The following is a 22,253-nucleotide window of genomic DNA, read 5'->3' as shown; positions in this document are numbered from 1 at the left end:
CTGCTTATAGATTTCTAATGCGTTTTTCCCACTGCCAAGCAGAATTTACGGCTTCATCAAGAGTAGATTGTGCTTTCCAACCCAAGATATTGTTAGCCTTATCAGTATTAGCATAAGCAGATATAACATCACCATCTCTTCGTGGAGCGAATTTATAATTTAGTGACTTTCCTGAAACTTTTTCAAATGATTTGATAACATCTAAAACTGAACTACCAACGCCAGTTCCTATATTAAAAGTTTCAAAATTTGATTCATTCTTATTTTCGATGAGCCTTTTTAAAGCTACAACATGGGCTTTAGCCAAATCTACAACATGAATATAATCTCTGATACATGTCCGATCGGGAGTTGGATAGTCGTTTCCAAAAACAGATAAACACTCACGAAGTCCCGCTGCTGTTTGTGTAATAAATGGCACTAAATTTTGTGGTATTCCTATTGGAAGCTCTCCTATTTTTGCGCTTGAATGTGCGCCAATGGGATTGAAGTAACGCAGTGCAATGGCTTGAAATTTATTCGATATTCTACAGGTATCTCTAATAATTTCTTCACCAATCTGCTTCGTATTTCCATAAGGCGATTCAGCTGGTTTAACGGGTGCGTTCTCTGTTATTGGCATCTCATCTGCTTGCCCATAAACTGTACATGATGAACTAAAAATAAAATTAGAGGTTTTTAATTGCAATACAGATTTTAGAACATATACCAATGTATTGATATTATTTTCATAATATAACAAGGGTTGTTCAACACTTTCGCCTACCGCTTTACTTGCCGCAAAATGAATAACACCATTAATATCATCATGCTTGGCGAAAAACGATTCAACAGATAGTTTATCCTTTAAATCAAGTTTTTCAAACTCAGGTATATTGCCAGTTATAGAAATAATGCCTTGTAAGACTTCAATTGTAGAATTTGATAGATCATCAATAATTACAACCTTATAGCCTTCATTTTGTAATTCAACGACTGTATGTGATCCTATAAAGCCTAATCCGCCTGTAACAAGAATTTTTTTCATCTTATTTAAGCATTTACAAAATTGATAACCGTAGACGTAATAAATTCTATTTGTTCATTATCTAACTCTGTATGCATAGGCAACGAGATCACCTCTTTCACTAATTGATTGGTCACTGTAAAATCAGCTTCATTATATCTAGAATCTTGATAAGCTTTTTGTAGATGTAACGGAATTGGATAATACACACCACATGGAATTCCTTTATCGTTCAAATGTTTAACCAAAGCATCCCTGTCTGTATTTAAAACGCGAAGTGTATATTGATGAAACACATGACAATCACAAACATCACATATCCCTTGACAGCTAGTTTTTCCTGTTGGTACAATGATATTTTCTATACCTCTAAAAGCAGCACTATATGCTCTTGCAGCATTTTGTCGTGCTTTATTATAATCATCTAAACGCTTGAGTTTGATATCTAAAATAGTGGCTTGAATAGAATCTAGTCTAGAATTAACACCAACCACATCATGGTGGTAGCGCTGATACATTCCATGATTCACAATTCCTCTTATCGTGTGAGCTAAATCATCATCATTAGTAAAAATCGCTCCGCCATCACCATAACAGCCAAGGTTTTTAGATGGAAAAAATGATGTCGAAGCCACATGACCAATGGTTCCTGCTTTTGCTGTTCTTCCATCGCTATATGTGTAGGTCGAACCTATGGCTTGGGCATTATCTTCAATAACAAATAAGTGATGCTTATTTGCAATTTCCATTATGGCTTCCATATTAGCACACAACCCAAATAAATGTACAGGGACTATAGCTTTTGTCTTAGGTGTAATTGCTTTTTTAATCGCATCGATATCTATGTTGAACGTAATAGGATCTACATCTACCAAAACAGGTGTTAGTTGTAATAAGGCAATGACCTCTACAGTTGCTGCAAATGTAAAATCTGCAGTGATAACCTCATCTCCAGGCTTTAACCCTAATCCCATCATTGCAATTTGCAATGCATCTGTACCGTTCGCACAAGGGATAACATGTTTGACGCCTAGATAAGCTTCTAAGTTTTTTTGAAAATCATGAACTTTTGGTCCGTTTATATAAGCTGTAGAATCTAAGACATCTAAAACCGATTGGTCAACGTCTTCTTTTATTTTGTTATATTGACCTTTTAGGTCAACCATTTGAATTTTTTTCATACTTGACGAAATTACAAAATTCGTTACCATTAAGCAATGAATTTATTACAAAGAACAGTATTTTAGCAAGAACTTAAACAGTACCTCATTGTATAACTTAGGAATATACATACTTGATTTTTTTCTGAAAACCCTAGCTCTATTTAATACTAAAATAAAATTAGGCGTTATAGGAAGACGTAACACCTTTTTGATTTTAAATAAAAACTTAAGTCCCAACGATAAAACCATTTGGTTTCATTGTGCTTCACTTGGCGAATACGAACAAGGGTTACCCGTATTTGAAGCTGTACGGAATAACTACAGATCACATAAGATCATATTGACTTTTTTTTCTCCTTCAGGGTATGAAATTCGAAAATGTACACCAATTGCAGATATTGTTACTTACTTACCATTAGATACTAAAAAAAATGCTCATCAATTTTTAAGTGTAGTCAACCCTGAGTTTACTGTTTTTGTTAAATATGATGTTTGGCCAAATTTTTTAAATACACTTAAGAAAAAGAAATTACGTGCCATTTTAATTTCTGCTTCATTCAGAAAAGAACAATCTTATTTTAAATGGTATGGTAACAACGTAAGAAATGCACTAAAAGCATTTGAGCATATCTTTGTTCAAAATGAACATTCAAAATCGCTGTTACATGAAATTGGAATTACTAATGTTTCTGTTTCTGGCGACACCAGATTTGATCGTGTTTCAAACCAACTGCAGCAAGATAATAATCTCGATTTTATTTCAAAATTTAAAAGCAATTCTATTTGTATTGTAATTGGGAGTTCTTGGCCCGAAGACGAAGCCATACTTTTACCATATATTAATAAGAAAGTCTCAAAAAAAATAAAATTCATTATTGCACCTCATGAAATTAAGAAAAATCACATCAAAGAGATTATTTCTAAATTAACTATAGCGCCTGTTTTATTTTCTGAAAAAGCGCAAAAGAATCTAAGTGAGCATAGCGTTTTAATTATTGACACTATTGGATTACTTAGTAAAATATATAGCTACGCAGATATTTCTTATGTAGGTGGAGCAATGGGTACGACGGGTTTGCATAATATTTTAGAACCTTCAGTTTTTGGTGTGCCAATTATTATTGGTAAAAATCATCAGAAATTCCCTGAAGCCTCTCAGATGATCAACCATGGTGGCGTGATTTCAATACGTAACGAAGCACAACTGGAAAGCCAACTTGATGATTTGGTTAATTCATTAGAAAAAAGACAAAAGCTAGGGAAACTTAATTCTGATTTTATTGAAAATAGTAAAGGTGCTGTCGTCCAAATCATGGATTATATACGTATATAATTCAGTAAAATTAAAAGGAAAGCCACTTAATGTTAACAAAAAGTTAATGTTTTTTAAGGACATTTCAATTTAAGTTATTAATTTCGTGGAATATAATTAACACTAAAACTATTACAATGAAAAAACTGATTTTAAACATTGCATTGGCATTGGCACTTGTTGTGTCTGTAACATCATGTAGAGAAACTAAAGAAGGTGCTGAAGCGGCGGCAGATAATATTGAAAATGCAGCTGAAGAAGCTGGAGACGCAATTGAAGATGCAGCAGAAGCTACAGGTGATGCTATCGAAGATGGTGCTAAAGCCGTAAAAGAAGGTGCTGAAGATGCGGTTGATGCTGCTGGAAATGCTATCAAAGATGGTGCTGAAGCTGTAAAAGAAGGCGCTGAAGACATGGCAGACGATGCTGAAAAGGCTGTTAACGACGCTGCTGATGATGCTAAAGACAAAGGTGCAAAAGCATTGAATGATGCAGCAGACAAGTTGAAAAAAGACAACTAATTTATGGTCTAATCAATAATCTAAAAAAAGCCTGATTTATAAAAATCAGGCTTTTTTGTTTTTACAACCCAACCTATTATATAAATTAACTTTTGTTTAAATCTACCATCTGTGTAAAACCTTTATTTTTATTGTATGGATAAACTTTACGAAGAATATAAACTTAATTATGAGCTTAACAAATATGTTGACTGTGTTTGGAAAGAACAACATTCAAATAGTATCTCAAATCACAACAAAGATTTCTTAATAGTTCCAGACAATACAGTTGAACTTGTATTTACATCAAATACAATGTACAGAAAGTCTTCAGACACTGAAAAGATCGTAAAAATTAAAAGCCATTTGTCTGGATTGAAAACAAAAGCTCAGAATATTAATGTTACAGGCAACATTCTTTTATCTGTAAGAATAAAACCATATAGTTTATATAAATTCACTAAACAGAATCTAAAGCATACTATAGATCAATCTATTCTAATACAAGATGTTTTTGGAACAGATATTAGTATTTTAGAACATCGGTTATTTGAAGCACAAAATGAAACCCAACAATTACAACTTATTCAAACTTTTTTGATGAAAAGACTAAGTCGTATTAATAAAAACGATATGGTTTTTGATTATACCATTCAAGAAATTTTAAAGACTAAAGGGCAAATAAATTTTAAAGATTTAGCGTTCAAAACTAATACTTCATTAAAAACCATTGAGCGAAAATTCATAACTAACTTAGGTTTAACACCTAAAAAATACTGCCGAATAATAAGGCTATTTCATACTTTAAAAATCACAAATAATCATATTAATACAAAATTATCTTCAATAGGATTTGATAATGGCTTCTACGACCAAACTCATTTGTATAAGGAAATAAAACAATTTACAAGTATGAAGCCTAAGGATTTTTTTAAATCTGATAGACGCTTTCAAATTCCAATTTTCTCTTCTTAAATCATTTCCATTTAACAGAGTTTAACTTTTTCTGACGATTTTTTACTATTTTAATGTATATCCAAAATTTATTTTTAAGGACTCATTTTAAATAAAAATTGTGTTAAAAAAATTGTCCTTATTTTTCGCTTTCGTATTAGTGTTTCAATGTCAATCTCCTGAAGAACAAATATTTCAATCTATAAATAATATCCTCTCTAGCACTGAGTTCAATGGAATAGTTTACATCGAACAGAATAATGTTAAACTGTATCAAAATAAAATAGCAAATACTAATGCTAACATTCCTATACCTAATTGGGATACTAAAGTTTATTTAGCTTCCATTACTAAATTATTTACCGAAATTGTAATCGTAAAACTTATCGAAGAAAAAAAATTAAGCTTAGAAGGCACCATCAACAAATATAGGAAAAACTTCAAGCCTTCTTTCGGAAGAAAAATTACTATAGGCCACTTGCTCAAAATGACTTCAGGGTTACCTCGCGAATTAGATAAAGACAACCTCATGTCTAGCATACTATTTGACATAAACGATTTTGCAGGCCATTATCTTGATACAATACAAGACTTCAAATTAAAGTTTGAACCAGGAAGTGATATGGAGTATAGTAATTTAAATTATTGGCTTCTTGGAAGCGTTATAGAAGAAGTTACAGGGCTTAACCTCAACGAAGCGTATTCAATATATATATTTGATCCTTTAGGCATGAAGAATAGCGGCTACACTAACGAAACACCTATAGCAGGCTATATCAAAGAAGGAAATCAATGGATTGAAGGTCATCAGAACTTTAAAGCTAGATATGCCTCTGGAGGTTGTTATTCAACTTTAGAAGACTTGATAAAACTGTCTAAAGCATTAAAAAAAGACCAGTTTTTAAATGCAAATTCAAAACACATACTTTATAATTCTTCTGAAGACAAAATCATTGAAATATATGGTGCTTTACCTAACTATACTAATATGATCTATTTTAATCACAAGAACAATATAACCTTAATCGCACTCAACAATATTGGTGTTCCAGACTTAAACAAAATGTCTGAAATTAAAAGATCTGTTGAGCATATATTTGAAGTCTACCCTTCAAACAAAAAAACCAAGAAAAAAAGTATCACTCTAGTTAATCCAAATAATCTTAATGATTCTATTCCTTTAGAAGCTGCAATGAAGGTTTGGATCAACGCTATAGAAAACGGAAACAAGGATGAAATGATTGATATATACATAAACAATTCAGTTAAAAATGCTATTGAAAGAGACGATCCAACTTGGGATGAAATATTGAAGCATCGCAATTCGTTACCAAATTTTAGAGCTCATGGTTACAGATGGGTTGAAGACAAAGATTTAAATGGTATAGAGGTTTGGTTTGTTTGCGATAATGATGATCGTATTGCTTTTTTATGGATTGTAGATGAAAAAACAACCAAAAATGTTTCTACCTCTTTATTTGTTATGCCAGATAATATGACTTGGTTAGGCAAAAAATTCAATTAATTTATAACCAAGTCATACAAATGACATCTATTAATAATCTGCAATAACTCCCAGATGATCAGAAATGAGATTAGTTATGGCTTCATTATTTAAAGCAGTACCAGCCAAAGCATTATTATTCGAAACAAAATAATCATATTCTTTTAACGTATTTAAATACGTAACACTACCGCTAGTATTTAAAACGCTACCTGCTGGAATTGGATGAGCTGCATCATAAAGTGTATTAGGCTCACAATTGAAATCACCACCAATTACATAATTTGGACCTCCTGCAAAAGCAGCATTTATCATTCCACTTATGTAGGTTCTTGAAAATCCTGAGGCAACTCCAGAAGGTGCATGCATTGTATAATATGTTGCGCCTCCATGTGTCACACCTAATATTGGGCGAGTGCCTGCGGCAGCGACTACTGGATTGTGGACAACTATATTAGCTGATAAATCTTGAGAAAATTGTTGATGAGTAGCAGGATTAGCTATAGCTGCTGTACTTATTAAAACTGCAAATGAGACACGACTGTTAGCTCCCCATGCATGGTGAGCAACAAAATAACAATTTGGGTTATGATAAGTTCCAAAATTTCTTGACCCTCTTGTAACATTTGGAGGAGCTCCTGGAATTGGACCCCAACCTGGAGGTGTTATCATATTAGGAACAGTAGAGCATTCTTGAAGAAAAATAATGCTAGGTGCAGCTGGGAAACCATAAAAACCTGGATTGTTTATTCTATTGGATAATTCTTGCCACTTACTCCCATAAGTGCCCATACCACCTTGCATATTCCATGTTAACATTACTGGCATAATTATATATTTTAAAGATTAATAAAAAATAAGAAACGGAACTACAATAATTAGATTATAGTTCCATTTTCTTATTAGAACCATTATTTAATTGGTGGTGCTGGAGGTGGAGGAAGTTCACCTTCAAAAAATGTCTTCGATCTTTCAATAGATGCTTTTCTACCACCCTTAATAAACTCCTCAAATTTTTCTTTAACTTCAGGATCTTCTAGAGCTTCATAATCAAAAATTGATGCAGAATAAAGGTAGTCAAAGTTGATATCTACCTTATTATAACTAGCGCAAAAGAGTGAAAATTTATAGTTTGAACGATCAAAATTAGCACCATACGTTTTAATTTTTGGTGTATATACTATAGTATCTCCTATTTCAACTACTTCTAGAGCGCATCCAAATGTAAATGTTTCGTAAGCATCAGCATTGGTTTCAACACCAGCTCTTAACGATTCACCTTGATTAGACAGAAATGTTCTAAACTTATCCATTGCATTAGACCCTTTATCAACTACTGTGTCTAAAATCAATTCAATAAAATCAGCAGCTATTTCAATTCCTTGTGAGTGTCTTGAGTATGTTTGATTTTGAGTAGTCATAAAAGACATTAATGGGATATTAGCAATAGCTCTCTCCCATAATTCAGCGTCAGTTTTATACTCCATTCCATAAGCTTTAGCATATCGAAAAACATAGTCTGTAACAATAGATCCTATACTAATAAGAATCTTCTTCTGCTCAAGTAATTTGTCCATTACTTCTTGATTGTCTATAAGCTCACTTGCTATTATAAATTCAATCAATCCATCTTTATCAGCATAAGGATCTTCACCATCCTCTAGCTCTAGAGTTTTAGGAAGGTTAGGGTCATTAAAGAATGCATCAGCTTTAGCTAACTGTACTTTAAAATCGTTTAGTGTTGTAATCGATTTTGGTTTTTTTTCTTGTGTCTTCATTTTGTAAAATATTTTGGTTAGAAAATTGCCCAACTTAATAGGCGCTTTAAAATTGTTAATCAAATATTGCCATTATTCTAGCCAAATTTTGTTTATCTTTAGTGAACGGAGAGTTTATCGGTATAAGCGGTTAAATTTCCATCATAAGTGGAAAACGTGATATAAATTGTTACTAGCTCTCCAAAGCGTAATTATAAATTTCAAAATGATGAGTATAGAATTCAATTCCGTAAAATCAAGTCAGTACAAACTTCCTGGCGGACCATATGAAGATATGAAATGGACTACTCCTTTGGTAACGTTTATACCTCAAGGAACAAAATTTATTGTTGAAATTATTGCTCAAATACCTAATGGTCTTACTCCTATAATTAATGGCCCAACTTTATCTAAAGGCACTTTTGATACAGGTTTGGGTAAAGGTAAATATTTACACATTATTGATATTGAGTTCCCACACAGGGCAAGTTATGAACCTCCAAATTTATACTTTTTTACAATTGAATATGAAATAGAAAATTCAACAGCTAATGAAGATCATGGTGTTTATGTAAAGTATGTTGTAATTGAAGGTAAAGATAAGGGCAGACCCTTTCCTGATCCAGAATTAGAACGAGGAACTGTAACAACATCTGGAATTCCTAACCCTTAATTCCAATAAAAACCCGAGAGGTAGTAATCACCTCTTAAGCTCTCCCTTTTTAAAATTATTATTCTTATGCACTATGAAATCAAACCAAAGTAGATTTGGTAGGTTTTTGGCAGTCATTGGCGTGAGCTTATTAGTCATTAACATACCTAAATGTTATTCTCAAGAGAAACTGTTTTCTTCAGAGTTTAAGACAGAAATCCGTAAAGCATGTAATAGTTGTAATTCGAAAGATGAAGATGTTTTTATGCAACTAAACAAGGATAAATTTCACAATGCGCATGTGTATTTTTCTCGAGGTCAAATAGATTCTTCATATGTGTTGATAGCAAGAATCAAAGAGAAGAAACAGATCAAAGACTCCAGTAAGCATTATATCATGCTCACACTGAAAAGCATTGTGTTAGATGAAAAGAAACTTTATAATGATGCTGTTAAAAGTTTAACTGAAGCTATTACTATAGGCAATAAAAAACAGTATAGCTCTGTAGGCAATCTCTATGCTATTTTAGGTCAGGTCTATTTAGAACAACGAGAATTTAAACTTGGTGCAGAATGGCTAGAAAAATGGAAGGCTAGATCAAAAGTAAACTCTGAAAAACAAAATGTTAATATTCATAACCTTGGTCTTTGTTATTTACACATGGGTGATTATGAAAATGCTGAGAGAAATCTTTTGCTAGGGTTTCAACTCAATGAAAAATTAAAAGATACTCTTGGGCTTGCAAGATCATCTTTAGATATAGCTAACTTATATTATACACAATATAAAGATGACCAAGCAATTCCTTTCTTTGAAAAAGGACTTGAGTATGCAAAGCAAGCTAACGATTTAAATATATTACAGAATGCGTATCTAAATTTAGCTGTTGTTAATGAAAATGCAAAGGATTATGTAAAAGCTATACACTATCGTAAACTATATGAAAAAATTCATGACAGTATATGGAATAGAGACAAAGTATGGCAGCTTGCTAAAAAGGAAAAAGAAGTGGCTTTAGCAGCTAGTAATGAAATTTTAAAATCTGAAACACTTAAGAAGAATCTTTATAGCATTATTGGATTTTCATTGCTATTAACTTTGATAATTGGCACTTATTTTTCGTATAAAACATTAAAGCAAAAACAATTGATAACGCATTTAAACAATACCAAAGACAAACTATTCTCTATCTTAACACATGATCTAAAAACCCCTATTCATCATATAAAACACAAACTTTTTCAAATTCTATCTGATTCAAATCTTCAATCAAATTCTCAAAACTCTAATTGGCAGCTTATTACAGAAAGCTATAGTCTTTCAAAAAAAACTTCACTACTAATGGACAATACGTTACACTGGGTACTTGAAAATAAAGATCAATTATTATTTACACCAAAAAAAATAGAATTGAATGCAATAGTTGATCAAGTACTTTATGATTACCTTCCAATAATTGAAGAAAAACATATAGTCCTCAATAAAGAAATAGAAACACCAAATTTCGCGTATGCTGATCTTAATTCTGTAAAAGTCATTTATAGAAATCTTTTAGATAATGCAATAAAATTTACTCCCGAAAAAGGAGAAATCCAACTTAAAAGCTATACAGACGGAGACTATATTGTGCTAGAAATTAAGGACACAGGAAAAGGATTTAATATTGAAATACAAAGATCAAATAACAATATCCTAAGACAATCCACGCCAGACACTTATGGAAATACAGGCACTGGCTTAGGGTTGGCGCTCTGCAATGAATTGGCACTTAAAAATAAAGGTAAGCTTATCATTGAAAGCAAAATTGGCAAAGGCACTAAAGTTGCTTTAAAATTACTTATCCACAAACAGTAAAATTATTATGGAAAAGATTAAAGTCTTAGCACTCGAGGACAATAAAAGAGATATTGCACTTCTTGAAGACGCGTTAAGCGATAAACACTTTGAAATTGTTGCTATTGATAGTGAACTCGATGATGCAATTCAACACTATCAAACGTTAGAATTTGATGTGGTTATTATAGATATTTTCATAAGTAACCAGCCATTAGGTATTAAATTTGCTGAAATCATTAATACATCAAACATAAAAAAACCTTTCATCTTCCTTACGTCTTCTATTGACAAAAACGTATTCAATACGGCAAAGACATTAGACCCTAACAATTATCTTATTAAACCATTTAATAGATCAGAGTTATTGTTTGCTATCGAATTGTCTTTAGAAAGTTTTTTACATACCGAAGGTGCTTTTGCAAATAAGCAACCCGTTTTTTATAATAAAGCTTTTTTTATTAGAGACGGAAAGTCCTTGGTAAAAGTAGGAATAGATGAGATTAAATATATCACTATTGAGGGTTCATATTCTAATATGGTTACTGAAAAAGGAGATTTTATCATTCAATCCTCGTTAAACCAAATGATGAATGGATTACCCACAGATACATTTATAAAAAGTCATAGAAATTATATTGTCAACATAGAAAAAATTGATAAAATTTACACAAATGACAATCTCATAATACTTACAACTGGTGAGAACATATTATTAAGTCGTCGTAATAGAGATAACCTCTTCAATAAATATAAAGTTCTTAAATAAACCTTTACAAAACTATTTAAGATAATTTATAGCCTCTTGAAATATTTGGTCTTTAGAATTCAATACATCTTCTAATGAACTGTTTACCTCAATATCTGGCAAAACACCTCTATTTGTGAAATTTGAATTAAAAAATGGCCGTTTGATACTAATCAAAGGTATATTAACATATACGCCCGAGTTTGGTAGTTTTAACGTTGGTATAAAACCACTAACATTACCAATATAACTACCTCCTGTTTCTTGACCTATAAAAATAGCTCTTTTATGAAAATGTAACATGGCTGCAAAGTCAGAACCAGCCGAAAATGTAAACCCGTTAATTAATACAATAACACGGCCTCTAAACCTATTGGAAAATGGTATAAACTCACCTAAAGTTGGGTGGTCTTTCCATAAATATTCTGTTGCATCGTAAGTACCTTTATCGTTTTTTTTAAAGCACTTAGGGTCTATGTCATAATGCTTACCATCTGGTAAAAATTTATAATTGTTTTGCATAAAGGTAATTTCAGCATTCATAGAAAATTTGCTTTCTAATAAATACCTAAGCAAATACATTTGATAGGAGTCTTCTCCACCAATATTATTACGTAAATCAATAATTAAATTCTTATAATTTCCTTTATCTAGATCGCTTATAATATCATCTATTCTGTTGTAAAATTCTCCTTTATCATAATATGATGGATTAAAAGTATTGATATCTAAAAGAGCTGTTGCATCTAAACTGTCTATTTCCTTGAATTGTAAAGGCTCAAATTTCACTGTTCTCTTTTTCTTTTTCCCTATATAATCTTGTTGACTTAACCCATTCAAACTGTACGATTTTATTTTACCATTATCACTCAAAGTGATATTATAGGTTTCTTTTGCCATATCGAGCGCTACCAGTACTCTAGTTAAGTATGTTGTGTTTTGCAATCTTTTATAACGTACAGTTTCAATATCTCCATCACGGTGCAAATACGGTATGATTTCATCAAAAAAATCTTTAGCCTCTGTTCCATTTATGCTAATTATTTTAGCGCCTAAATCAATTTGTTGATCTGAAAAGTTTTCAATCACAAAAGGTGTCTTATTTATAAAAACAAATTTTAGCGGAAAGAACACATTACCTTCTACCACATCTAAATCTGACAAAAAAACCTGCGCATGGCCATCTCTTAACTCGGCTATAATTGGCATAACAACACCTGCAAAGGAGTTTGACGTCATTAGTTTATTTTGCTTGATTTTTGTTTTTGCAATTGCAAATTGGTTTTTTAGTTTCTCTTTGGTAGTGAAACGATAAGGATCACCATGGGCTTTAGTAATCCATGCCTGAAGTGTATCTAAATCTTTTAACAACTCTTCCGCAGAAATTTGATTTGCTGGTATATTAGTTACACTATTCTGACTTCTAGAATTGGTGCAGGTTGTAATTAATAAAAATAAAATTATAAGTTTCATGTACTAGTTTACTATATAGACTTCTAAAATAAGTGTTTGTTGCAAAAATCTGCTTTGAATTTATGTCAATATAGACTTGTTTGAATTGAATAATCACACTTAAATACCAGAGCTAGTAATAACTTATTATTGAAACTTATATATTAGATTATTAAAAAACTGTTAATAGTCTAATTAGCACAATAAATTTGTTAATTGCTTGTATCTAAAAATTTAAAAAATGATTAAATAGAATAAAAAAAGCCTCTACAAGAAATCTTGCAAAGGCTTTAGTACTGAAGACGGGACTTGAACCCGTACGTCCTAAACGGACATTGGATTTTAAGTCCAACGTGTCTACCAATTCCACCACTTCAGCATGTTAGTCAGTCTGACTAAATTGGTATATTTTTAAGGTTTAGAGCGAAAGACGGGATTTGAACCCGCGACCCTCACCTTGGCAAGGTGATGCTCTACCCCTGAGCTACTTTCGCATTAGCAATCTATAAGAACGTTCTTGATTATTGCGAGGGCAAATTTAAGACTTTTATCAGAAAAGCAAAGCCTTTTTTAAAAAAAACTCACCTTTTTTTATGCATGCTTCTTTTTTAATAACATCCGTTTTATTTCGTTAAGTTTCATCAAGGCTTCAACTGGTGTCAATGTATCAATATCTGTATTCACAATTTCTTCCTTTATTTGCTCTAATAGAGGGTCATCTAAATTAAAAAAACTCAACTGCATGTCATTCTCAAGAGTCTTGACCTTGTTTGTTAACTCTTCACTCGAATGCGACTTTTCAAGCTGTTTTAATATTTTATTGGCACGATGGATAACCTGTTGTGGCATTCCTGCCATTTTAGCTACATGGATACCAAAACTATGTTCACTTCCGCCTTCAACCAATTTTCTTAAAAATAGAACATTATCTTTTAGTTCTTTCACTGAAACATTAAAGTTCTTAATACGCTCGAAGGTTTCAGACATTTCATTTAACTCATGATAGTGCGTTGCAAATAAGGTTTTAGCTCTACTAGGATGTTCATGTAAATATTCGCTAATAGCCCAAGCAATAGAGATCCCATCATATGTACTGGTTCCTCTTCCTATTTCATCTAGTAACACTAAACTTCGATCTGAAATATTATTCAAAATAGAAGCCGTTTCATTCATCTCTACCATGAAGGTAGATTCTCCCATCGAAATATTATCACTTGCACCTACTCGAGTAAAGATTTTATCGGTTAAACCAATTTTTGCCTCCTCTGCTGGGACAAAGCTTCCCATCTGAGCCAGTAATACAATTAAAGCTGTTTGCCGTAGTATAGCCGATTTACCAGACATATTAGGTCCAGTGATCATTATAATTTGTTGTTGATCACGATCTAAATACACATCATTAGCAATATAAGGTTCGCCATGTGGTAACTGATTTTCAATAACCGGATGCCTACCATTTTTAATATCTAACTCATAGGTATCTGTAAGTGTTGGTCGCACATAATTGTTATCAATAGCCAATTTAGAAAACCCACATAAACAGTCAAGCTGAGCTATTAGTGCCGCACTTTTCTGAACAGGTTGTATAAATGTTATCATCCAATTGACCAATTCAGAGAATAACTGTTGCTCTATAGCTAAAATACGCTCTTCAGCACCTAATATTTTAGTCTCGTACTCTTTAAGCTCTTCGGTAATATAGCGCTCTGCGTTAACTAAAGTCTGTTTTCTAATCCATTCATCTGGCACTTTATCTTTATGGGTATGTCTTACTTCAATATAATAGCCAAATACGTTATTAGATGCGATCTTAAGTGATGTGATTCCTGTGCGTTCACTCTCACGCTCAAGCATTTGATCTAGATAATCTTTCCCAGAGGCTGATAAACCTCTTAACTCCTTTAATTCTATTGAAAAATCTGAAGAAATGGTATTCCCTTTCAAGATATTTACTGGAGCTTCTTCATTCAATGTCGCTTTGATACGCTCACGCAATGTCTCACAAGTATCTATTTGTTCTCCAATATATTTTAAAGCTTTATTCTTTGATGCACTTGTGAGTGCTTTAATTGGTACAATAGCCTCTAAAGCATTTTTGAGTTGAATTACTTCCCTAGGACTTATCTTAACAGTAGCCACTTTTGAAATAAGACGTTCTATATCTCCAATTTGTTTGAGTTGATGCTGAATTTTACCTAAAAGCAACTTATCTTCATTAAGAAACGCTACAACATCGTGGCGCTTATCAATAGCACTTTTATTTACCAAGGGTAATGCCAACCAACGTTTTAGTAAACGTCCTCCCATTGGAGAAATGGTTTTGTCAATTACATCTACCAAGGTTACAGCATTTTGATTTGTAGACTGATACAATTCGAGGTTTTTAATGGTGAACCGATCCATCCAAACATGCTCGCCTTTTATTAAACGCTGAATTGAGGTGATGTGTTCCAATTTGTGATGCTGTGTCTCATTAAGATAATGCAAAACTGCTCCAGAAGCTACAATACCTTCATATAAATCATCAATACCAAAACCTTTGAGTGATTTGGTCTTAAAGTGTTTTAAAAGTGTTTCATTAGCATAATCATCTTGGAAAATCCAATCTTCAATATAAAACACATGAAAATCATCGCCAAAAGCTGCGTTATACTTTAATCTATTTGGTTTAGAAACTAAAACTTCACTAGGTCTAAAGTTTTGAAGTAATTTATCAATATATTCTTCATTGCCTTGTGATATAAAAAATTCTCCCGTAGAAATATCTAAAAATGAAACACCTAATAAGTTAGACGAAAAATGAACTGCTGCTAAAAAATTATTGGCTTTAGAGTGTAAAATGTCATCATTAAGTGCTACTCCTGGGGTTACCAGTTCTGTAACACCACGTTTTACGATGGTTTTAGTTTGTTTAGGATCTTCTAGTTGGTCACAAATTGCTACCCGACAACCAGCCTTTACTAATTTGGGCAAATAGGTGTTTAAAGAATGATGAGGAAAACCAGCTAATTCAGTTTCTGTTTCACTTCCAGCACCTCTTTTAGTTAAAATAATATCTAAGATCTTAGCTGTTTTTATAGCATCTTCGCCAAAAGTTTCATAAAAATCACCAACTCTAAATAGCAATAAAGCATCTGGATACTTTGCTTTAATAGCATTATATTGCTTCATCAACGGTGTTTCCTTTTTTACTTTTTTTGCCAATGGATTACTATATTTTAAATTGTATTTTTGCCCAAACGATAAGATTGCTAATGTACTTATAATTTGAATTTTTATAAAACTCTAAGCACAGAAGTTATTTACAAAAAGCATAAGATTTTAACATGCGAAAACTAAAAAACAGCGAACTAGATCGATTAAATGTATCTGAATTTAAATCAGCAAAAAAGACACCTTTAATCATAATTCTAGATAATATAAGAAGCCTTAATAATATTGGATCGGTGTTTAGAACAAGTGATGCTTTTTTAGTTGAAAAAGTATACCTCTGTGGTATCACTGCACAACCACCTCATAATGATATTAGAAAAACCGCATTAGGAAGTACCAAAACTGTTGATTGGGAATATATTGAACAAACCATAGATATTGTTAAGCATTTACAGTCTAAACGCACCAAAGTTATTTCTATAGAGCAGACAGAACATGCAACTATGCTTAACGATTTTCAACCCGAACCCAATCAAAAATACGCATTGGTTTTTGGTAATGAAGTAAAAGGTGTTGCTCAAAGTGTTGTTGATGCCAGTGATATGGTTATAGAGATCCCTCAATTTGGAACCAAGCATTCATTAAATATTTCTGTGAGCTGTGGTGTGGTAATTTGGGATGTGTTTAACAAATTAACACTTTCAATAATTGATTAACAAATCAAAAACTCCTTGGCCAACAAAAGCTGTTATGAATCAGATTTATGAACAACATCTTTGGGGTGGAGCTACATTTGATTTTTATTCCGGACAAGGTTCTCATGACCCAAAAATTATAACTCCTTACATAAATGCAATAACTACGTTTTTTGAGTCTCACCATAATACTTTAAGTGTTTGTGACTTGGGCTGTGGTGATTTTAATATTGGAAAACACTTAACTAAATACACCAAAAAATATATAGCCGTAGATATTGTTGATAACCTTATAACAAGAAACAAAGCTAAGTTTATAGAAGATCATCTTGAATTTCATTGTCTAGATATTACTAAAGACAAATTACCTATTGCAGACTGCATCCTACTAAGACAAGTGCTTCAACACTTATCGAATAAAGAAATCTTAAGTATTGTTCACAAACTAAGACAATACAAATACGTCATTTTAACTGAACATATTCCAACGGGAAGTTTCTTACCAAATAAAGATATTATTTCAGGACAAGGGATTAGACTGAAACACAATAGTGGTGTAGATTTATTAAACTCTCCTTTTAATTTAAAAATTCTTGAAACGTCAGTTTTAAACAAGGTTGTTTTACATGAAAAAAAAGGTCAAATTGTAACGACGTTATTCACACTGTAAAGCTAGTATCGTTTCTTAAAAAAGATTTTAATCTATTAGCGAAAAAAGTTAAGAACAAATTTCATCTAATAACCATAAATAATCTTCTCGATGTTTTACAAAATCTTTTTCAGAGATATCAATGATTTTGACATTAAGTTCGTTTTGATTTTTCAAAAAGTCTAAATATCCTGTGTTTATTTTTTCGAGGTATTCGCTATCAATACTTTGCTCGTAATCACGACCTCGTTTTTTGATGTTCTCCTGCAAACGTTCTGTATTTTGATAAAGATATACGTATAAGTCTGGTTTTGTGATATCCTTATACATCAAATAAAATAGTTTTCTGTAGAGTTTAAATTCATCTTCAGGTAAAGTGATTTTAGAAAAGATTAATGATTTATAGATGTCATAATCACTTACCATGAAATCTTTAAACAAATCCAGTTGCGATAAATCGTCACTAATTTGTTGGTATCGATCAGCTAAGAATGACATTTCTAACGTAAATGCATAACGTTTAGGTTCCTCGTAAAATTTTGGTAGAAATGGATTATCGGCAAAACGCTCTAATATAAGCTTGGCATTAAAATCGTTAGCAATTTTATGGGCTAAACTTGTTTTTCCAGCACCAATATTTCCTTCAATTGCGATGTAATTATAGTCAGAAAAATGATACTGTTTGATTGGATTCTTAAGCCAAATTTTAACAGGCAAAACTTCACTTTTATCTTCACATATTTCTAACAACTCAACCGTTGTCTTCTCCAGTAATGGATGCACTAATTTAGAAGCAATGTCATGTAATGGCTTTAATACAAACTTTCTGTGTTGCAACTCTGGGTGTGGCACTTTAAGTGTTTCCATATTTATAACCTCAGCGTTGAAAAACAAGATATCTAAATCAATTGTTCTGGCTTCATATATATTGGCATCATTACGAACACGACCTAATATTGTCTCTATATCTAATAGCTTTTTTAAAACCTTAGCAGCAGAAAAATGTGTTTCAACACGAATACACGTATTTAAAAAATCATCACCATCAAATCCGAAAGCAGGCGAATTATAGACTTTTGCAATACTGTTGATTTTACCAACATCTTTAAAAACAAGATCAACAGCATCTTGTATATGCTTAAGACGGTCACCTTTATTACTACCAAGTGCTATGTAAACGTGATTGGATATATTCATAATCAATGCCAAAATAATGAAAAGAAAATCACTTTAGCTTATATTTACAGTAAGTATTTATTCACAATTTATGACCTTAAAAGATAAACTTGTTGCACAAAAAATTTATTTATTCTTAGCTGCGCTTTTTATTACCTCTTTAGTGGTATCTAACCTTATTTTTCAGAAATTTTTTTATTGGCACCCTTTTGATATTGAGATTTTTGGAGCGAAACTTTTTGAGATTTCAGTTGGGTTACTACCCTATCCCTTAACTTTTCTAATAACCGATCTCATTAGTGAGATTTATGGCAAAAAAAGAGCTAATCAAGTGGTAGTGGCAGGTATTTTTGCTTCAGTCTTTTCACTACTAATCATTTTAATATCGAGTCATGTTCCAGCAACTTCGTGGTCGTATGTTAATGATGAGACTTTTACTCAAGTTTTTGGAAATTCTGCTATTGCTGTTTTTGCCAGTATGATTACATATTTATTTGCTCAATTTGTGGATATTCAAATCTATCATTTCTGGAAACGATTGACCAAAGGAAAGCATTTATGGTTAAGAAATAATTTTTCTACATGGTTTTCACAGTTTGTAGACACGTTTACTATTTTAATGTTATTGTGTTCTTTTGGAATTATTCCATGGGAAAATTTCAAAGGGTTACTTATAAGTGGTTTTATTTTTAAAGTTATCGTTGCTGCACTAGACACACCATTTTTATATCTAGGTGTATTTATGTTTCGGAAGCGATTCAATTTAAAAGTAAATGAAGAAATTGATTTATTGTAAAGGGTCAATTTCTCTACGAATAGGGTTAAAATTTTACTAAACTTTAATGTACTTTGAGCCAAAGTAGCACTAGCTTCGTATATATTTACGTACAGAATTGAACAGACATCACTATTTATGAAAAAAGCACTTAAAATTTTAGGTATTTCTATACTCATTATATTTTTTTTATTACTCGCTATCCCTTTCGCATTCCAGTCGCAAATTAAAGATATGGTCAAGCGTTTTATAAATGAAAATCTTAATGCTCAAGTTGAGTTTAGTGATGTTAGCTTAAGCTTTATTAGAAGTTTTCCTCAAGCTCATGTTGAAGTTGATGATCTTGTTATTACTAATTTCAAACCTTTTGAAGGTGAAACATTCGCAACAGCTAAGAACATCGCATTTACTATGTCTATCAATGAATTGTTTAAAACCGCAGATGAAGAGCCAATAGTTGTCAATTCAATAGCTATAGATGAAGCCTTGCTAACCCTTAAAACTGATGCATTAGGTAACAACAATTACGATATCACTAAAACTGATAACAACACCTCAGGAAAGGCTTCAGAAAATAATAGTTTTTCATTTGATATCGAAGATTATAAAATAAAGAATAGTGCTTTGACATATATAGATATAGCAACTGAAACCGAAATGTATGTTACAGAACTAAATCACTCTGGAAACGGTATATTTTCAGCAGAAAATTCTGAATTAAAAACTCAAACAACCGCAAATGTAAGTATGCAAATTGATAGCACTTCTTACTTAGATAATAATACCATTAAGCTAAATGCTTTAATTGGTCTAGACCTTAATGATCAAAAATATACATTTAAAGATAATACAGGTTACATCAATCAGCTCCCACTAGAATTTGAAGGTTATGTTCAACAGTTAGAAGATGGCCAAGAAATAGATATTACATTCGAAAATCCTGAATCTTCATTTAAAGATTTTTTAGCAGTTATACCTAAAAGCTATTCGAAAAATATAGAAGACGTTGAAACTACAGGAGATTTTAAAGTCAACGGAATCATAAAGGGCAAGATTACCGATGAGACCATACCAACTCTAGATATTAGCATAACATCTAACAACGCCTCGTTTAAATATCCCGATCTCCCAAAAAAAGTGAATAACATTACTATTGATACTTCTATTAAAAACACAACTGGGAATTCCGATGACACTTATGTCGACATTAAAACTCTCAACTTTAAAATAGATAATGATGTGTTTAAAGCTTCTGCTCTACTTAAAAACATCACCAAAAACATGTTGGTCAACGCAGATATCGATGGCACTTTAAATCTTGGAAATATTACTAAAGCCTATCCCATTGACTTTGATAAAGAGCTAAGCGGTATTTTGAAAGGAAAGCTTAACACACAATTTGACATGAATGCTATTGACACAAATGCATACGAACGTATAAAAAATAATGGTAGTGTTGATGTTAGTAACTTTGTGTTCTCTTCACAAGATATTGTAAACCCAATACAAATAAGCAAAGCTAATATGACCTTTAGTCCTGGAAACGTGAAACTTAATAGTTTAGACGCAAGGACTGGAACAAGTGACTTTAATGCCACTGGAAACATTAAAAACCTTTTAGGGTTTTTGTTAAGTGATAAAAAACTTCAAGGAAACTTTAATGTTAATTCTAATAATTTTGTGGTGAGCGACTTTATGGTTGAAGATGAAAACGTTTCAGGAGAATCTAAAAAAATAACATCTGATTCAGAATCTCTTAAAATTCCAGATTTTTTAGACTGTAGAATCAATGCTAATGCTAATACTGTAGTCTATGATAATCTAACTCTAAAAGATGTCGTCGGGACACTCACAATAAAAGATCAAGAAGCTAGCCTTCAAAATATGACCAGCAATATATTTGATGGTGTTTTAGCCATTAACGGGAAAGTATCAACACAAACAGATACTCCAGTTTTCGACCTAAATCTAGGTGCAGATGGATTTGACATTGCTAAGTCTTTTAAAGGTCTAGATTTATTACAAAACCTTGCTCCTATTGCAAAAGCGCTACAAGGAAAGTTAAATACTGCCATTAACCTACAAGGCACCTTAGATAGTGAATTCTCACCTAACTTAAATTCAGTCACTGGTGATGCTTTAGCAGAATTACTTACCACTAATATCGACCCAAAAGAAGGCTCAATAATAAGCAAGCTTGAAGGTGCTTTAAGTTTTGTTGACTTTAGTAAGTTAGATTTAAAAGATGTGAAGACCAAGCTTGAATTTGCTAACGGAAAAGTAAATGTTAAGCCATTTAAATTAAAATATGAAGATATAGGCATTGTCATTTCTGGAGCTCATAGCTTTGATAAAACACTAGATTATAAAGCCGTTTTTGAAGTTCCTGCAAAATACTTAGGTAGTGATGTTAATCGTTTAATAGGCAAAATAGATGATAGTGAAGTTGATAAAATAACTATTCCCGTAACTGCCAATATTACGGGTAGCTATACCAGCCCTAGTGTAAAAACTGATCTAACAAGTGGTGTTTCAAACTTGACAAAACAGCTTATTGAAATTGAAAAAGAAAAACTGATTAACAAAGGAACAGACAAAGTTAAAGGGTTGTTAGGTGGCTTATTAGGCGACAAAAATAATAGTAGCACACCTAAAGATTCTACCACAACAAAAACCGATACAACTAAAACATCAGAAACAGATGTGATTAAAGAAGGGGTCAAAGGCGTTATAGGGAATCTTCTTGGCGGAAAAAAGAAAAAGAAAGATTCAATAAAAAACTAGGTGAATACGCTATAGCAACAGACTAAGATTTAATAAAAAAAAGACCATATTCATTATTTTTTATAAAGAATTGCCAATTTATTTGCTTTTCTCGAATTAAAAGTTACATTATACGCTTGCAAACTTTTTAAACAGAAAA

At 32.0% G+C, this 22,253-nt stretch carries 18 protein-coding genes and 2 tRNA genes; 11 read left to right on the top strand and 9 right to left on the bottom strand.

Going from position 1 to position 22,253, the window contains the following annotated elements:
- Positions 1–4 precede the first annotated feature (4 nt).
- Both galE and Q0876_RS09590 read right to left on the bottom strand, forming a co-directional pair.
- Positions 5–1,027, bottom strand: coding sequence for a UDP-glucose 4-epimerase GalE (gene galE, locus Q0876_RS09595; RefSeq protein WP_299226882.1), 1,023 nt, complete (start codon positions 1,025–1,027; stop codon positions 5–7).
- Between the two features lie 5 nt (positions 1,028–1,032).
- A complete protein-coding gene (locus Q0876_RS09590; protein ID WP_299226879.1) occupies positions 1,033–2,187 on the bottom strand; it encodes a DegT/DnrJ/EryC1/StrS aminotransferase family protein in 1,155 nt (384 codons plus the stop codon).
- Between the two features lie 88 nt (positions 2,188–2,275).
- Between Q0876_RS09590 and Q0876_RS09585 the strand changes: the two genes are divergently transcribed.
- The 4 genes from Q0876_RS09585 (at position 2,276) to Q0876_RS09570 (ending at position 6,460) form a co-directional block, all read left to right on the top strand.
- The gene (locus Q0876_RS09585) at positions 2,276–3,502 is read left to right on the top strand and encodes a glycosyltransferase N-terminal domain-containing protein (protein ID WP_299226876.1); all 1,227 of its coding nucleotides are present in this window, start codon (positions 2,276–2,278) and stop codon (positions 3,500–3,502) included.
- 116 nt (positions 3,503–3,618) lie between these two features.
- Positions 3,619–4,002 carry a hypothetical protein gene (locus Q0876_RS09580; protein WP_299226874.1) on the top strand — a complete coding sequence of 128 codons (384 nt, stop codon included), beginning with the start codon at positions 3,619–3,621 and terminating at the stop codon, positions 4,000–4,002.
- A 135-nt stretch (positions 4,003–4,137) separates the two neighbouring features.
- The gene (locus Q0876_RS09575; RefSeq protein ID WP_299226872.1) at positions 4,138–4,956 is read left to right on the top strand and encodes a helix-turn-helix domain-containing protein; all 819 of its coding nucleotides are present in this window, start codon (positions 4,138–4,140) and stop codon (positions 4,954–4,956) included.
- A 112-nt stretch (positions 4,957–5,068) separates the two neighbouring features.
- Positions 5,069–6,460 carry a serine hydrolase gene (locus tag Q0876_RS09570; RefSeq protein ID WP_299226869.1) on the top strand — a complete coding sequence of 464 codons (1,392 nt, stop codon included), beginning with the start codon at positions 5,069–5,071 and terminating at the stop codon, positions 6,458–6,460.
- Positions 6,461–6,490: 30 nt separating this feature from the next.
- Here the strand turns inward: Q0876_RS09570 and Q0876_RS09565 are convergent, their stop codons facing one another.
- Positions 6,491–7,267 (bottom strand): hypothetical protein, encoded by a 777-nt coding sequence (locus tag Q0876_RS09565; RefSeq protein WP_299226866.1) that lies wholly within the window; start codon positions 7,265–7,267, stop codon positions 6,491–6,493.
- An 83-nt stretch (positions 7,268–7,350) separates the two neighbouring features.
- Entirely contained in the window at positions 7,351–8,217 is an 867-nt protein-coding gene (locus Q0876_RS09560) for a hypothetical protein (protein WP_299226864.1), read from the bottom strand.
- Between the two features lie 205 nt (positions 8,218–8,422).
- Between Q0876_RS09560 and Q0876_RS09555 the strand changes: the two genes are divergently transcribed.
- The 3 genes from Q0876_RS09555 to Q0876_RS09545 all read left to right on the top strand — a co-directional run bounded on the left by Q0876_RS09555 (position 8,423) and on the right by Q0876_RS09545 (position 11,451).
- Entirely contained in the window at positions 8,423–8,869 is a 447-nt protein-coding gene (locus Q0876_RS09555; RefSeq protein ID WP_299226860.1) for a hypothetical protein, read from the top strand.
- Positions 8,870–8,942: 73 nt separating this feature from the next.
- Positions 8,943–10,703, top strand: a complete 1,761-nt coding sequence (locus Q0876_RS09550) for an ATP-binding protein (RefSeq protein WP_299226858.1) — start codon at positions 8,943–8,945, stop codon at positions 10,701–10,703.
- Between the two features lie 7 nt (positions 10,704–10,710).
- Positions 10,711–11,451, top strand: a complete 741-nt coding sequence (locus Q0876_RS09545; protein WP_299226855.1) for a DNA-binding response regulator — start codon at positions 10,711–10,713, stop codon at positions 11,449–11,451.
- Between the two features lie 12 nt (positions 11,452–11,463).
- Here the strand turns inward: Q0876_RS09545 and Q0876_RS09540 are convergent, their stop codons facing one another.
- From Q0876_RS09540 to mutS, 4 genes are all read right to left on the bottom strand, one after another.
- Positions 11,464–12,903, bottom strand: coding sequence for a S41 family peptidase (locus Q0876_RS09540; protein ID WP_299226852.1), 1,440 nt, complete (start codon positions 12,901–12,903; stop codon positions 11,464–11,466).
- 273 nt (positions 12,904–13,176) lie between these two features.
- A tRNA-Leu gene (locus tag Q0876_RS09535) sits at positions 13,177–13,261 on the bottom strand.
- 43 nt (positions 13,262–13,304) lie between these two features.
- Positions 13,305–13,376, bottom strand: a tRNA-Gly gene (locus tag Q0876_RS09530).
- Positions 13,377–13,473: 97 nt separating this feature from the next.
- Entirely contained in the window at positions 13,474–16,086 is a 2,613-nt protein-coding gene (gene mutS, locus Q0876_RS09525) for a DNA mismatch repair protein MutS (RefSeq protein WP_299226849.1), read from the bottom strand.
- Between the two features lie 122 nt (positions 16,087–16,208).
- On the opposite strand from mutS, the gene Q0876_RS09520 reads away from it, so the two are divergent.
- Together Q0876_RS09520 and Q0876_RS09515 are read left to right on the top strand one after the other, a co-directional pair.
- Entirely contained in the window at positions 16,209–16,751 is a 543-nt protein-coding gene (locus Q0876_RS09520) for an RNA methyltransferase (RefSeq protein WP_299226846.1), read from the top strand.
- A gap of 34 nt (positions 16,752–16,785) precedes the next feature.
- Entirely contained in the window at positions 16,786–17,400 is a 615-nt protein-coding gene (locus tag Q0876_RS09515) for a methyltransferase domain-containing protein (RefSeq protein ID WP_299226843.1), read from the top strand.
- A 48-nt stretch (positions 17,401–17,448) separates the two neighbouring features.
- Here Q0876_RS09515 and folK read toward each other — a convergent pair whose 3' ends face one another.
- Positions 17,449–18,576, bottom strand: a complete 1,128-nt coding sequence (folK, locus tag Q0876_RS09510) for a 2-amino-4-hydroxy-6-hydroxymethyldihydropteridine diphosphokinase (RefSeq protein WP_299226840.1) — start codon at positions 18,574–18,576, stop codon at positions 17,449–17,451.
- 70 nt (positions 18,577–18,646) lie between these two features.
- Here folK and Q0876_RS09505 point away from each other — a divergent pair, with 70 nt between their 5' ends.
- Both Q0876_RS09505 and Q0876_RS09500 read left to right on the top strand, forming a co-directional pair.
- A complete protein-coding gene (locus Q0876_RS09505; protein WP_299226837.1) occupies positions 18,647–19,351 on the top strand; it encodes a queuosine precursor transporter in 705 nt (234 codons plus the stop codon).
- A 117-nt stretch (positions 19,352–19,468) separates the two neighbouring features.
- On the top strand, positions 19,469–22,114 hold the full coding sequence (locus tag Q0876_RS09500) for an AsmA family protein (protein ID WP_299226834.1): 2,646 nt from the start codon (positions 19,469–19,471) through the stop codon (positions 22,112–22,114).
- Positions 22,115–22,253: the final 139 nt, after the last annotated feature.

The organism is uncultured Psychroserpens sp., assembly GCF_947503375.1.
In the GTDB taxonomy this organism is placed as follows: Bacteria; Bacteroidota; Bacteroidia; order Flavobacteriales; family Flavobacteriaceae; genus Psychroserpens.
Note: the sequence above shows the minus strand (reverse complement) of the source record. Positions and strands in the feature narration are given on the sequence as shown.